We start from the raw sequence: 14,420 nt of genomic DNA, 5'->3' as shown, positions 1-14,420 counted from the left end.
ATTCTTGTAATAATTTTTAGATAACAAAAACAGCTGTGAAAAGAGAATTATTTTAAAATCTTATTCAAAAATCCTCTACAATATGATAAAATGTATTTAGATTTTTAAAGCTAGATTTAAAGTTAATCTTTCTTTAAAATATAAAATATATATTGAAATGAAAGGAGATGTATGATTAAAAGAGTATCATTACTGATGTTATCAATTTTAATGATGATGACTGTTGCTGTGCAATCATACAGTAAAGAGTATAAAATGAAAGTAAAGATTATTACTGCAAAAGGTGATGTTAATATTAATTTGTTACCTGATAAATCGCCTGTAACTGTTGCTAATTTTGTAAACTTAGCAAAAAAAGGATATTATGATGGATTAAAATTCCATAGGGTTATTGACAACTTTATGGCACAAGGTGGAGATCCAACTGGAACAGGAATGGGAGGACCAGGATATCAATTTGAAGACGAAGTTAATAATGGACTGAATTTCTCAAAAGCTGGTAAACTAGCTATGGCAAATGCAGGGCCAGGAACAAATGGAAGTCAATTTTTTATTACAACTGTACCAACAGAATGGTTAAATGGTAATCACACAATATTTGGAGAAGTTGCGTCAGAAGCTGATTTAGATGTTGTAAAAAAATTATCTAATGGAGATGTAATGACAAAAGTTGTAGTTGAAGGAGATGTTGATGCTTTCCTAAAAACTCAAAAAAATAGAGTTGACAGCTGGAATAAAACTTTAAAGCAAAATTTTCCAAATAAATTTTAATTAAAGGGGAAATAAATATGGCAAAAGAAAAAGTAGTTTTAGCCTATTCAGGGGGACTTGATACTTCGATTATCATTCCTTGGCTAAAAGAACATTATGATTTAGAAGTAATTGCGTGCTGTGTTGATGTTGGACAGGATGAAGATATGGAAGCTGTAAAAGTTAAAGCTATCGAATCTGGAGCTTCTAAGGTTTATGTAGAAGATAAAAAAGATGAATTTGTAAAAGATTATGCTTTCCGTGCTTTAAGAGCAGGGGCAGTTTATGAAAATAAATATTTATTGGGAACTTCGTTTGCAAGACCATTAATTTCTAAAGCATTGGTGGATGTTGCCCACAAAGAAGGAGCGACGTATATTTGTCACGGATGTACTGGAAAAGGAAATGATCAGGTTAGATTTGAAACTGGAGTATTTTCATTAGATCCAACATTGAAAATAATAGCTCCTTGGAGACTTTGGGATATTTCTTCAAGAGAAGATGCGATTGATTATGCACAAAAAAATAATATAAAAATAACTGTAACGAAAGAAAAAATTTACTCAAGAGATCAAAATCTCTGGCATATTTCACACGAAGGCGGAGATATTGAAGGGCTTGAAAATGAACATAAGGAAGATATTGTCTATATGATGACAACTCCACCTGAAAAAGCACCAGACAAGCCAACTTATGTGGATATTGCATTTGAACAAGGCTGGCCAGTAAAAGTTGACGGTGAAGCATTGGAGCCAGTGGAATTATTAAGAAAATTGAATAAAATTGCTGGAGAAAATGGTGTTGGAGTAATTGACATTGTTGAAAATAGATTGGTTGGAATGAAATCAAGAGGAATTTATGAAACACCAGGCGGAACATTGCTGATGGAAGCACTAAAAGAGCTTGAAACTTTAATTTTTGACAAAGATACTTTTGAATTTAAAAAACTTGTTTCTCAAAAATATGCAGGATTGGCTTATTCAGGACAATGGTTTACACCACTTCGTGAAGGGCTTGATGCTTTTGTTGATGAAACTTCTAAAAATGTAAATGGTACAATAAAACTGAAATTATACAAAGGAAGTATAAAAATAGCTGGTAGATTTACTGATTTTGCATTATACGATGAGGAAATTTCATCATTTGGAGCAAGTGAGCTGTATAGTCATAAGGATGCAGAAGGATTTATAAAATTATTCTCACTTCCAAACAGGATTAGAGCTTATAAAAAACATAAATAAAATTGAAATAAAGGATTCCTGAAATTAAAATAATATCGGGAATTCTTTTTTATTTCATTCATAAAATAGTTCCAATATCTTGTATTTTTTCAATTTTAACAGCTAGAATCCTATCTTTAATCATTTTTATGTTCTGAAAATTAATTTAAAATTCAGAATATTTTTGTTATTAGAGAAAATTTGGAAATAAAAAATCCGATCTACCGTTCTAACTTAATTTTTGGTTGCCTGTAAAATGTTACAGGTGGTAGTCATATTTATAAACTGTACAGAATCCGTACAAAACATAGCGTAGTCGTGATTTTCCTGAGACAGAATATAAAGGGATAACCCCATTAAAATAGAGTAAAGCCCAAAAATTCGATGTTAGTGGCGAATAGACCAGAAATTAGAATTTATTATTTAATTGTTTTTATTAATTTTAATTATGTGTTTATTATAACTGTTATCTAAAAAAATGTCAAATATTCTTTTCAACAAAATTAGGTAAATTTATTAGATAAATGCCATTTTCTTTTTTTGTTAAAATATCTCTTTTGCATAAATTGGAAATTTCCCTTGATAATGCAGGTCGTGTTACTTCAAAACGTTTTGCTAATGCTGAAATACTAGGAAGAAATTTAATTTTACCATTTTCAGAATTTTCTTTTACATAGCTAAGTATTTTTTCTTCAATTGTTTTATGGGTAAAATTAAACCAGATTCTTTTCGAAAGATGCTGGCTTCTATTTGAAATCTCATTTATGAAGTTAAGTAAAAGTCTTTTATCTGCCTGAATTAGATCCAAATATTTATCTTTACTGAAAAATAAAAATTCGGAGTTTTCAAGAGTTATAAGATCAACTGGAAAAATATTGTTTTTTCCAAACAAAAATGCTGATGCGAGAACTTCTCCAGATTTCATCTGATTGATAATGATTGTGTCTCCGTTAAATTTCTGCATTTCTCCATGTGCCATTCCTTTAATAATAATTATTACTTGTTTTAATGTATCTCCCCGAAAGAATACAGTTTCATTTTTTTTATAGTTTTTTATCTTAAAATCAATTTTTGTTAGACAATTTGCAATTTCTTTAGGATTTAATCCTTTGAATAAGGAAACTTTTGTTAAAAAAAGTGATAAATCTTCTATTTTCATTTTTAACCTTCTCTATTTAGTATTTTTGTATCAAAATAATTTGTTTACAAAATATTTTGAATATGTTATGTTTTATATTATCATTTTTGTTTTTTGATTTCAAGAAAAATTTTGATTTTTTCTGGTAGTTCACAAATTATATTAAAAATGTTATAATATCAAATAGCAATAAAAAAGGGTGAGAACATTGAATATTACTTTATATAGAAAATATCGGCCCCAAAATTTTGATGAAATTGCAGGACAGGAATTTGTGTTGCGGGCGATAAAAAATTCCCTAAGAGAAAATAAGTTGTCACATGCGTATTTATTTACAGGGCCACGTGGTGTGGGAAAAACGACTATTGCAAGGCTTATTGCAAAAGGTGTGAATTGCTTAAATAGTGAGGATGTGACAGATAATCCTTGTGGGAAATGTGAAAATTGCCGTGAGATTTCTCAAGGGATTTCTATGGACATGATTGAAATTGATGCGGCTTCTAATCGTGGGATTGATGAAATTAGGGAACTGAAGGAAAAAATAAATTATCAGCCTGTTAAAGGAAGAAAAAAAATATATATAATTGATGAGGTTCATATGCTTACAAAAGAGGCGTTTAATGCACTTTTGAAGACATTAGAAGAACCACCGTCACATGTTATATTTATTCTTGCGACAACAGAGATTGATAAAATACCAGATACAGTTATTTCTAGATGTCAGCGGTATGATTTTTTGCCGATTGACAAGGAAGATATAAAAAAATTGCTAAAAAATGTGGCTGAAAAAGAAAATATTACAATTGACGATGAAAGTCTTGATTTAATTTATCGTAAGTCTGAAGGAAGTGCAAGAGACAGTTTTTCTATTTTTGAGCAAGTTGTGTCAAATTTTAATAACGAAGAAATTGATATCACAAAGACGCAAAATGCTTTGGGAGTAGTGCCTGATGTAATTTTGGAAGAATTTTTAAATCTGATACGAAAAAGTGATAAAGAAAAACTTGTAGATTTTATTGATAAAATTTGGGAAGACGGGCTTATAATCGAAACTTTTTTGAAAGATTTTTCATATTATCTGAAAGAGCAGTTTAAGAAAAAGACTGATTTACCAGTAAATTTTCTGCTGGATACAATAAGTGCGATTTTTTTTACTTTAAATGAGTTTAAATATGAAGAAGATAAAAGATTGCTTGGCTATGTTCTGATTCACGAACTTTATAAAAGTCAGAAAAATAATTCACAAAATATAAATTCTAGTGAAACTATCTATTCTTTTGACAAAAATTACATAAAAGAAGTGTCTAGCAACATTTATGAAAAAGTTATAAGCCAAATTTCAAAAAATCCAAAAATAGCAAGTTTGGCTTCTACAGCTGAAACCCAAGAAAAAGAAAATATGGAAAAAGCTCAAAAATCAGAAAGTACTACAAAAGATTATGATATTTCAATTTTTTCTAAAAATTGGGAAAAAGTGTTGCTGGGGATAAGAAAAGAAAGTGTAATGCTTGGAGCATTAGTAATTGAAAGTTTTCCAGATAGAGTGGAAAATGGTGTATTACATATAAGATTTCCCAAGGAGCAGAAATTTCATAGTGAACAAATTTTACTGCCAGAGAAAAAGACTAAAATTGAAAAAGTTATTAATCATATTTGTAATTCAGATATTACGATTCATACTTTTCTCGAAAGTGAAAATTCACAAAATGAAGAAGATAAGTTTATGCAAAATGCAGTTAAATTTTTTGGTGGAGAGATTTTAGAAAAAAAATAATTTTAAATATAGTAAAACTGCTTTAAAACCAAACTTAAAAGGCTATGACTATTTTACTCAAACCTTAAATTTATATAATTTTTAGTAGTTTAATTTTAAGTAGGTTTGAGTATATTTTAAAACATAAGAAAAATTTTAACATATTCAATAAAGCTATTAGCAAAGAAAGGAATGATAAATATGAAAATTAAAGTTATTTTGAAAGAAAATATAAAAGGTGTTGGGAAAAAAGATGAAATAGTAGAAGTTAAGGATGGGTATGCAAATAATTTTTTGTTAAATCAAAACAAAGCAATACTTGCAACGCCTGAAAATATTAATAAATTGAAGGCAAAAAATGAAAAAATTCAGAAAAATCATGATAAAGACGTAAAAAACGCAAATGAACTAAAAGAATTTTTAGCAGAAAAAGAAATTGTCTTAAAAGTGAAGGCTGGAGAAAATAACAAAGTATTTGGATCAATTGGGGCAAAGGAAATTGTAGAGGCTTTGAAAGAACAGCTGAATGTTGAAATTGATAAAAAGAAAGTATCTGCCAGCTCAAAAGTTAAAGAAATTGGATTACACAATGTAGAATTAAAACTTCATTCTGAAGTTAAGGCAAATTTAAAAGTTAGAGTTGAAGCAAAATAATTTTAAAAAAGATATGAGATTATGAAATATATTAAAGTTCTGTATGTTTTAATTTTGATTTTTAAATTGTATTTTTATAGAAAATAGAAAGTGAGAAATTTTAAAAATGGGATTATATGATCTGGAAGATGAGGAAAATAGCAAACCTTACAGTATAGAAGCTGAAGAGGCACTTCTTGGCTCTGTCTTTATAAATCCCAATGTTATAGGTGACATTGTTGATATTGTAACGGTGGAAGATTTTTATAAAAATAACTATAAGCTGATTTTTTCTGAGATGATAAAAGCTTATAATATGGGTAAAATAATTGATGTGCTTCTAATAATAGAATCTCTAAAAAAACAGGAGCTGATAGATGAAATTGGTGGAGAAGATATTATTTACGACTTGACGGAAGTTGTTCCTACTGCCGCGAATGCTGTCAATTATGCTCAGATTATAAAAGATAAGTCTGTACAGCGTCAGTTAATAGATATTGGTGAAAAAATTGTAAAAATGGCTATGCGAGGATATGATGAAGTTGACACGATGCTTGATAAGTCAGAAAGCATGATTTTTAAAGTTGCAGAATCTAAGCAGAAAAAAGATATTGTACCTCTGTATGAATTAGTTCAAGGTAAGATAACCCAAATGGATAATTATACAGATAATAAAGGTAAAATAACTGGTATTTCTTCGGGATTTGACAGATATGACAGTATAACAAGCGGCTTTCATGGCTCGGATCTTTTGATTCTTGCGGCACGTCCTGCAATGGGAAAAACTGCATTTGCATTAAATCTTGCAATAAATGTTGCAAGACAAGGTAAAGGTGTGCTTATATACAGTTTAGAAATGGGAAATGAGCAGTTGTTTGACAGGCTTGTAGCAAGTGAGGCAAAAGTAAGGTTAAAAGCCTTAAAAGACAGTACTCTGTCTTCAGAGGAAATGATAAATTTAGGAAATGGACTTGGACGGCTTTCTGAAATGCCAATTTATATTTCGGATTCTTCAAGTGTAACAATGCTGGAAATAAAGGCAACTGCAAGAAGACTTAAGTCTGAAGGTAAACTGGACTTTATGTTAATTGACTATCTGCAGTTAATCAGTCCTTCTGAAAATTCGAGAAAAAGCAGGGAACAGGAAATATCTGAAATTTCACGGTCGTTAAAAATACTTGCAAAAGAACTGAATATACCGATTGTAACGTTGTCGCAATTATCACGTGGAGTGGAGCAGAGAGTTGACAAAAGACCGATTTTATCAGATTTAAGGGAATCAGGGGCAATTGAGCAGGATGCGGATATGGTAATGTTTTTATACCGTGAAGAATATTATCACAAGGATACAGCCCAGGAAGTAAATAATCTGGATATTCCGCAGCAATATGTGGATAAGGCGAAGCCGCAATCAAAAGATGACGACAGTAAACTGGAAAAAGTCGAATTAATAATAGGAAAACATAGAAGTGGACCGACTGGAACAATAGAACTTGGCTTTAGACCAAGCTATCAACAATTTGTAAACGTGGTAGATGATGAATTTGCACCATTGCCACAATAATAATTTTAAGCAAAAATAAATTTAAAGGAGAGAAAGCAAAAAATGGAAAACAGAAAAAGGGTAGAATTACTAGCACCAGCAGGAAATATGGAAAAATTAAAGACAGCATTTCACTTTGGGGCTGATGCATGTTTTGTTGGAGGAAGTTCATTTAATTTGAGAGGAATGTCTTCAAACTTTAAAAATAAGGAATTAAAGGAAGCTGTAGATTATGTTCATAGTTTAGGTAAAAAAATATATGTTACATTAAATATTTTTGCACACAATACAGAAATTGACTATTTACCAAGATTTATAAAAAAATTGGATGAATTTGGCGTAGACGCTGTAATTGTAGCTGATCTTGGAGTTTTCCAGACAGTAAGAGAACACGCTCCAAATCTTAAAATTCATGTAAGTACACAGGCAAACAATACAAACTGGATGAGTGTGAAAACCTGGAAGGATTTAGGAGCAAAAAGAGTTATTCTAGCTAGAGAAATGTCGCTAAAAGAAATAAAAACAATTCGTGAAAAAGTACCAGATGTGGAAATAGAAGTATTTATTCACGGAGCAATGTGTATGGCTTACTCGGGAAGATGCTTACTAAGTAACTATTTTACAAACCGTGATGCAAATCGTGGAATTTGTGCACAGGACTGCCGTTGGAACTATAAAGTGATTGCAGAAGGTCATGAAGAAACTGGAGCTCATGACATTGTTGAAAATGAAGAAGGAACATATATGTTCAATGCTAAAGACTTGTGTTCTATTGAATTTATTGATAAAGTAATTGAAACAGGAGTAGATTCATTAAAAATTGAAGGAAGAATGAAAAGTATCTACTATAATTCAACAGTAGTAAAACAATATAAAAGAGCATTGGATAATTATTATTCAGGAAATTACAAATATGATCCAGACTGGCTGAATGAACTTAAAACAATCAGCCATAGACAATATTCAAATGGATTTTATTTAGGACCGACTTCTGAAAAGGATCAAAATTATGAAACAGGACTTTCTTATAGTCAAACATATAGACTTGTTGCAAATGTACTTGAAAAAGTCGATACAAATAAATATAAAATTCAGATAAGAAATAAAGTTTATGCAACTGAAACTTTGGAATTGGTACGTCCAATTGGAGACGCTGTTAAATTCAAAGTAGAAAACTTTTTAAACACAAAAAATAACGAATTTCAAGAATATGTAAATCCAAATACAATCGCTATTATTGAAACTGATGTGGAAATGGGACCGATGGATTTAATTAGAATTAAACTGCCTGAAGGACAATCAGATAGTGATATGGATACTGAAGATTTTTAATTCAAATAAATCATATTTTAATTCAAATTTTAACAAATAAAAAGCGTTGGAAATAAAAGATAGTATTTTTTAATCTTTGCTAAACTATTTATTCATTGAAAATTATTTAAAAAAAAAGATAAAAAACTATACAAATCAAAAAAAATGAGTTATAATTATCTATATCCAAATAACTTTTTATTTTTAGAAATAAAAATTCTTGGAGAAATAAAAATTTTAAAGAAAAATAGAAGTGGAGATAATTATGAGAGAAAAAATATTAGTAATTGAAGATGATCCTAAAATTTCAAGATTATTAGAAATTGAATTAAAATTTGAAGGATTTGATGTATTTTTTGCATACGATGGTAAAGAAGGGCTAAATATGGCAAAATATGGTTCGTATGACATCATCTTGCTAGATGTTATGCTTCCTAAGATGAGTGGAATGGAAGTATGTAAAAGGATAAGGGAAACTTCACAAGTACCTATCATTATGCTTACTGCAAAAGATGAAATTAGTGACAAAGTAGTTGGATTTGACTACGGAGCAGATGACTATATGACAAAACCATTCTCAAATGAAGAATTGCTTGCAAGAATAAAAGCTCTTCTTAGAAGAACTAAAAAATCTGTTGTTCACAAAGGTGTATTTGAATTTGAAGATTTGACAATTAACTATTCAACTTACGAAGTGTTCAGAGATTATGGAAAAAATTTGATTCAATTATCGAAAAGAGAATTTGAACTTCTTGACTTTTTAGTATTAAATAAAGGAATTGTTTTATCAAGAGATAAAATCTTGGAAGAAGTTTGGGGATTTGATTATATCGGAAATGATAATATTCTTGATTTGTATATTAAATATTTAAGAGATAAAATTGACAGACCTTATGAGAGAAAATTTATTCAGACTGTAAGAGGAATTGGATTTATTTTTAAATAAGGAGTAAAGAATGAAAAATTTAAAATTAGAAGATCGTATTTCAGCAAATTACGCTCTTCTATTTTTGGTATTAATATTAGTTTCTAATATTATTCTTGTTTATTCACTGCAAAGGCAGTCGAATAAAGTGCTTGAAATTTCTGCGAGAGATAAAATAGAAGAAATAAACAGTTTTTTGGATAAGGTTGGAGTTTTTTCTGAAAAAACAAATGTGCTTACACTTGATTTTAATCCTGAAATTGTGGAAGGAAAAAAAGTTATTCATGTGAAACCATTTAATCCGGGCGAAGAGAATTATTTATATGTTCTTGAAATAAAGCAAAATAAGGATACAGTAATTCCAATTAATACAGTTGGAGATACAGATACAGAAGAAGCCTCTATGACTAATGAAAAGATGGCTGACTTGCTTGAAAGCTACAATGTAAAAGACAATATTTCAGACGGAAAAATAATAAATATTGAAAAAAATAAATATTTTGTCTTTAAGGTAAGCCGTGAAATAAAAAATTATAAATTTAATATTTATACACTAAAAAATATAACACAGGAAAATAAAATTTATAAAAGGTTGGAATATCTTGTTATCCTGTTTACTATAATTGGAGTTGTTATAACGATCATTGTTTCAAAAGTAATGAGCCGAAGAATTTTAAAGCCAATCAATAATGTAATAAGAACGGCAAAAAGCATTTCAACGGATGACCTAAGCAAGAGAATAGAAGTACCAAAAGGGGAAGACGAGTTGCAAAACTTAATACTTATTATAAATGAAATGTTAGATAGGCTGGAGACTTCATTTGAGAATCAGACAAAATTTGTATCAGATGCTTCACATGAACTGCGAACACCACTTGCAATTATAAAAGGTTATGCAGAAATTATAAGAAAACGTGGAACAGCAGACATTGATATTTTTGTGGAATCAATAGATTCAATAATTAGTGAAACGGATAATATGCGTAATTTGATACAGAAACTACTATTTTTAGCTAAAGGTGAAATTACAAAAATTAATACAAAATTTATAGATATTGATGCAAATGAAATGGTACATCAAATTCATTCTGATACGGTAGTTTCTACTAAAACTCATAGTTTCCATTTGGAAATGGGAGAAAATTATAAAATTAAAGGAGATGAAACATTGCTTCAGCAGGCAATTAGAGCCTTAATTGAAAATGCTGCAAAATATTCAGAGCCACATACAAATATCTATATCAAATCAGCTATTAAAGATGGATTCGGACAGATTTCGATTCGAGATGAAGGAATTGGAATTTCTGATGAGGATGCAAAAAGAATATTTGATAGATTTTACAGAGTTGATTTATCAAGAACGAAGGCAACTGGTGGAACAGGACTTGGACTTGCGATAGTGAAAAGAATTGTGGAAATACATAATGGAAGAATAAAGATAAACTCTAAAATGGATAAAGGAACGGAAATTTCAATTGTATTACCTATTGGAGAAACTCTTGAAAAAACAGAGGAAGAAAATATAAAAAACGTTAAGAAAGAAAAGTCTGAAAGAAGAAAAGCAGTATTTAGTTTCTTAAAAAAGGAAAGAGAACATAAACATAAAAAAAGAAAAAATAGAAAGGGAAAATAATGGCTAGAAAATATTTTGGAACTGATGGAATGAGAGGAGAAGCCAATAAAGACTTAACAATCGACTTAGTAACACGTCTAGGGCTGGCTCTTGGATATTATTTGAAAAAGCATAGAAAAAAAGCTGGAAAGCCAAAAATTATTCTTGGAACTGATACAAGAATTTCAGGTTATATGATTCGTTCAGCTCTTACAGCTGGACTAAATTCTATGGGAGTAAATATTGATTTTGTAGGAGTATTGCCTACTCCAGGAGTTTGCTATCTAACTAGAAAATTAAAGGCTGATGCGGGAATTATGATTTCTGCTTCACATAATCCTGTAAAGGATAACGGAATAAAAATATTTAGTCAAAATGGTTATAAATTACCTGATTCAGTTGAAGAGGAATTAGAAAAATTAATGGAAAAAAAGGATGAACTTTTAAAGCATCAAGTACCAGGTGATGATTTAGGAACATTTAAATACGTAGAAGATGACATGAGAATTTATTTAGATTATCTAACTTCTACTGTAAAAACTAATTTTTCAAAATTACGAATTGTAATAGATACAGGAAATGGTGCAGCGTATAGAATTGCTCCAAAAGTTTTTCAAGCCTTGGGAGCAGATGTTGTTGTAATTAATAATATTCCAAATGGGAAAAATATTAATGTTAATTGCGGATCTACTCATCCAGAACTTCTCCAAGATGTAGTAAAAGTTTATAAGGCTGATTTAGGACTTGCTTATGATGGTGATGCTGACAGATTGATTGCTGTTGACAATACAGGTGAAATTATAAATGGAGATTTGATTATTGCGATTATTGCTGAATATATGCAAAAGAGAGGACTTTTGAACGATAATAAGGTCGTAACAACTGTTCTTAGCAACATGGGATTTGAAAAATATCTGGATGAAAAAGGAATTGGATTAATTCGTGCAAATGTTGGAGATAGATATGTTCTTGAGAAAATGAAAGAATATGGACTAAATATTGGTGGAGAGCAGTCTGGACATATTTTAATGCTTGACTACAACACGACTGGAGATGGAGTGCTATCGTCGATTCAACTTGTTGCGGCTATTTTAGAAAGCGGAAAAACATTGCATGAACTTGTAAAAGGAATAAAATTATGGCCTCAAGATTCTAAAAATATCTTTGTTGCAAAAGAGAAAAAAGCAACTTGGGAAACAAATAAGGAATTAATCGATTTCATAAAGGCAAAGGAAAAAGAAATCGCTGGAAAAGGTAGAATTTTAGTAAGAGCTTCTGGAACAGAATCACTTATAAGAGTAATGGTTGAAGCAGAAAGTCAAAAAATTGTTGATAAATACGTAACCGAATTAAGTAAAAAAGTAGAAGAAACACTTTGTTAATTAGAAAAAAGTTTATAAAAAAAGAAAATCATAGTTGACTAGGCTATGATTTTTTTCTTTAAATTAATTTTTTTTTCCTTGAATTTACTTCATTTACAAATTTTTTAAATAATTTTTGTGCAGTTTCGTCATTAATTGCCATCATTTCTGGGTGCCATTGAACTCCAACGATAAAAATTTCATCTGAAATATTTTCGATCGCTTCAATTACTCCATCCGCACTTTTTGCAGTTACAGTGAACCCTTGTGCCAGTTCATTTATTATTTGATGATGATAACTGTTTATAAATCCGATTCCTTCAGGATAAATATCGCTTAAAAAACAATTACTTGCCACAGTGATAGAGTGAGTTGGAGTGTGAGCTCTAGCTTTTTGAAAGTGCTTTATTGAAACGTTTTTATTGTAGGAAAGATCTTGATAAAGAGAGCCTCCAAATTCAACATTAGCAATTTGCATTCCACGACAAATTCCAAAAATTGGCTTTTTATAAGTTACTGCATAACGAACAAGAAGTGAGTCAAATTTATCACGCTCTGGAAATATTTCTCCCAACTTCTCCTTTGGTTCTTCTCCATAAAGAAGTGGAAAAACATCATTTCCTCCAGTTAAAATTATTCCATCCACATTTTTTACAAATTCCTCAATAACATCCTCATACTCGTTTAAAGGTAGAAGATGTGGTATACCACCAGCATTTATTACAGCATTGATATAAGAAACATCAACATAAGCCCGTTTATATCCAGCAAAAAGTCCTTTTTCCAGTCCAAGTATGTTACTTGAAATTCCAATAATAGGTTTTTTCATATTATCCTCCAAATTATAAATTTTATATATAGATTTAATCATATATTTTTTTATTAGTCAAATAATTTATATTATTTTTTATATTTATAATTTTATCTAAATCTATTGCTTTTTATAGAAAATACAGGTAAAATATACAAAAAACATTTATGAGAGGATTTATGAAAAAAAATACATTATTAATTTTATTTATTATTTTAGTTTCTATACTTGCAATAATCATAATAAATCCCAATTTTAAAAATTTTAGGAATAAATTTATTAATTTTGAAAAAACAACCAACATAAAAAAATCAAATACTCAAAAAAATGATAAATCTGATGAAAAGACAGAATTCACAATAATTGGCGTTGGAGATATAATGCTTGCCTCAAATTACCCTTTTGAATATCTGCTTCCTGAAAATGATGCCAATATTCTTAAAAATACGCAAAATATACTGAAAAATGCTGACATAACTGCAGGAAATCTGGAAGGAACACTATTTGATACAGGCGGAACTCCCAAAAGCTGTAATAATCCAAATGTATGTTATGTCTTTCGTATGCCTTCAAGATACGGGACATATCTAAAACAGGCTGGATTTGATTATTTGAGCATTGCCAATAACCATAGCAATGATTTTGGAGAAATTGGAATTAAGGAAACTATGAAAAATCTTGATAATTTAGGAATAAAATATTCTGGAATTAAAGATATTGCTGAAAGTGCTATTTTAGAAAAAGATGGAAAAAAATTTGGATTTATTTCATTTTCTCCAAATTCAGCTACTGTAAAACTAAATGATTATAATTATGCAAAAAAACTTATTTCTGAATTAAAATCAAAAGTTGATATTGTAATTGTTATGTTTCACGGTGGAGCCGAAGGTGCTAATGCTGAACACATTACTAAAAGACATGAAATTTTTCATGGCGAAGATAGAGGAAATGTTTATGAGTTTGCCCATTTTGCTATAGACAATGGAGCTGATGTAATCTTTGGGCAAGGCCCTCATGTTACAAGAGCAGTTGAGCTGTACAAAAATAAATTTATTTCGTATAGTGGAGGAAATTTTGCAACTTTTGGAAAAATAAATATTTCTGGTTCAATGGGAATTGCACCTATTTTTAAAATCAGAATAGACAATAAAGGAGACTTTATTTCTGGAGAAATTATTCCAGTAAGACAAACTTACAAAAGTTTAGGCCCTTTTATAGATTCAGAAAAATTAGCAATAAAGAAGATAATTTCCTTGAATAAATCTGATTTTCCAAATGGAAATGGACTTTCTATCAGCGAAGAAGGAAAAATTACTAAGACTAATAATCTATAGTAAAACTTATTTAAAACTAAACTCAAAAG

12 protein-coding genes and 1 other RNA gene are annotated in these 14,420 nt (G+C 29.7%); 10 read left to right on the top strand and 3 right to left on the bottom strand.

Annotated elements, in window-relative coordinates:
• Positions 1–216 precede the first annotated feature (216 nt).
• Positions 217–771 (top strand): peptidylprolyl isomerase, encoded by a 555-nt coding sequence (locus HMPREF1552_RS08470; protein WP_051312001.1) that lies wholly within the window; start codon positions 217–219, stop codon positions 769–771.
• Positions 772–788: 17 nt separating this feature from the next.
• Positions 789–1,991, top strand: a complete 1,203-nt coding sequence (locus HMPREF1552_RS08465; RefSeq protein ID WP_021744749.1) for an argininosuccinate synthase — start codon at positions 789–791, stop codon at positions 1,989–1,991.
• Between the two features lie 188 nt (positions 1,992–2,179).
• Here the strand turns inward: HMPREF1552_RS08465 and ssrS are convergent.
• Positions 2,180–2,382, bottom strand: a non-coding RNA gene (gene ssrS / locus HMPREF1552_RS11885) — 6S RNA.
• A gap of 69 nt (positions 2,383–2,451) precedes the next feature.
• Entirely contained in the window at positions 2,452–3,129 is a 678-nt protein-coding gene (locus HMPREF1552_RS08460; RefSeq protein WP_021744748.1) for a Crp/Fnr family transcriptional regulator, read from the bottom strand.
• 187 nt (positions 3,130–3,316) lie between these two features.
• On the opposite strand from HMPREF1552_RS08460, the gene dnaX reads away from it, so the two are divergent.
• The 7 genes from dnaX (at position 3,317) to glmM (ending at position 12,267) form a co-directional block, all read left to right on the top strand.
• Entirely contained in the window at positions 3,317–4,882 is a 1,566-nt protein-coding gene (dnaX, locus tag HMPREF1552_RS08455; RefSeq protein WP_039901471.1) for a DNA polymerase III subunit gamma/tau, read from the top strand.
• Positions 4,883–5,062: 180 nt separating this feature from the next.
• Positions 5,063–5,515, top strand: a complete 453-nt coding sequence (rplI, locus tag HMPREF1552_RS08450; RefSeq protein WP_039901469.1) for a 50S ribosomal protein L9 — start codon at positions 5,063–5,065, stop codon at positions 5,513–5,515.
• A 106-nt stretch (positions 5,516–5,621) separates the two neighbouring features.
• A complete protein-coding gene (gene dnaB / locus HMPREF1552_RS08445) occupies positions 5,622–7,058 on the top strand; it encodes a replicative DNA helicase (RefSeq protein ID WP_021744745.1) in 1,437 nt (478 codons plus the stop codon).
• A 42-nt stretch (positions 7,059–7,100) separates the two neighbouring features.
• On the top strand, positions 7,101–8,369 hold the full coding sequence (locus tag HMPREF1552_RS08440; RefSeq protein ID WP_021744744.1) for a U32 family peptidase: 1,269 nt from the start codon (positions 7,101–7,103) through the stop codon (positions 8,367–8,369).
• 244 nt (positions 8,370–8,613) lie between these two features.
• Positions 8,614–9,294: a response regulator transcription factor gene (locus tag HMPREF1552_RS08435; RefSeq protein WP_021744742.1), complete on the top strand. Its 681-nt coding sequence runs from the start codon at positions 8,614–8,616 to the stop codon at positions 9,292–9,294.
• 10 nt (positions 9,295–9,304) lie between these two features.
• Positions 9,305–10,906, top strand: a complete 1,602-nt coding sequence (locus tag HMPREF1552_RS08430) for an ATP-binding protein (RefSeq protein WP_021744741.1) — start codon at positions 9,305–9,307, stop codon at positions 10,904–10,906.
• Positions 10,906–12,267 (top strand): phosphoglucosamine mutase, encoded by a 1,362-nt coding sequence (gene glmM / locus HMPREF1552_RS08425; RefSeq protein ID WP_021744740.1) that lies wholly within the window; start codon positions 10,906–10,908, stop codon positions 12,265–12,267. The genes HMPREF1552_RS08430 and glmM overlap by 1 nt, the downstream gene beginning before the upstream one ends.
• A gap of 58 nt (positions 12,268–12,325) precedes the next feature.
• On the opposite strand, the gene HMPREF1552_RS08420 is transcribed toward glmM, so the two are convergent.
• Positions 12,326–13,075, bottom strand: a complete 750-nt coding sequence (locus tag HMPREF1552_RS08420; RefSeq protein WP_039901467.1) for a gamma-glutamyl-gamma-aminobutyrate hydrolase family protein — start codon at positions 13,073–13,075, stop codon at positions 12,326–12,328.
• Between the two features lie 161 nt (positions 13,076–13,236).
• Between HMPREF1552_RS08420 and HMPREF1552_RS08415 the strand changes: the two genes are divergently transcribed.
• Positions 13,237–14,391, top strand: coding sequence for a CapA family protein (locus HMPREF1552_RS08415; RefSeq protein ID WP_039901466.1), 1,155 nt, complete (start codon positions 13,237–13,239; stop codon positions 14,389–14,391).
• The last annotated feature ends 29 nt before the right edge of the window (positions 14,392–14,420 follow it).

It is taken from the genome of Leptotrichia sp. oral taxon 879 str. F0557, from assembly GCF_000469385.1.
In the GTDB taxonomy this organism is placed as follows: domain Bacteria; phylum Fusobacteriota; class Fusobacteriia; order Fusobacteriales; family Leptotrichiaceae; genus Leptotrichia; species Leptotrichia mesophila.
This window is presented reverse-complemented; position numbering and strand designations above follow the sequence as displayed.

Excerpts from the sequence above, each read along its gene's own strand:
- HMPREF1552_RS08415 (WP_039901466.1), top strand. The coding sequence starts at position 13,237 with ATGAAAAAAAATACATTATTAATTTTATTTATTATTTTAGTTTCTATA.
- HMPREF1552_RS08440 (WP_021744744.1), top strand. The coding sequence starts at position 7,101 with ATGGAAAACAGAAAAAGGGTAGAATTACTAGCACCAGCAGGAAATATG.
- HMPREF1552_RS08465 (WP_021744749.1), top strand. The coding sequence starts at position 789 with ATGGCAAAAGAAAAAGTAGTTTTAGCCTATTCAGGGGGACTTGATACT.
- HMPREF1552_RS08470 (WP_051312001.1), top strand. The coding sequence starts at position 217 with ATGACTGTTGCTGTGCAATCATACAGTAAAGAGTATAAAATGAAAGTA.
- glmM (WP_021744740.1), top strand. The coding sequence starts at position 10,906 with ATGGCTAGAAAATATTTTGGAACTGATGGAATGAGAGGAGAAGCCAAT.
- HMPREF1552_RS08435 (WP_021744742.1), top strand. The coding sequence starts at position 8,614 with ATGAGAGAAAAAATATTAGTAATTGAAGATGATCCTAAAATTTCAAGA.
- HMPREF1552_RS08430 (WP_021744741.1), top strand. The coding sequence starts at position 9,305 with ATGAAAAATTTAAAATTAGAAGATCGTATTTCAGCAAATTACGCTCTT.
- HMPREF1552_RS08460 (WP_021744748.1), bottom strand. The coding sequence starts at position 3,129 with ATGAAAATAGAAGATTTATCACTTTTTTTAACAAAAGTTTCCTTATTC.
- HMPREF1552_RS08420 (WP_039901467.1), bottom strand. The coding sequence starts at position 13,075 with ATGAAAAAACCTATTATTGGAATTTCAAGTAACATACTTGGACTGGAA.
- rplI (WP_039901469.1), top strand. The coding sequence starts at position 5,063 with ATGAAAATTAAAGTTATTTTGAAAGAAAATATAAAAGGTGTTGGGAAA.
- dnaB (WP_021744745.1), top strand. The coding sequence starts at position 5,622 with ATGGGATTATATGATCTGGAAGATGAGGAAAATAGCAAACCTTACAGT.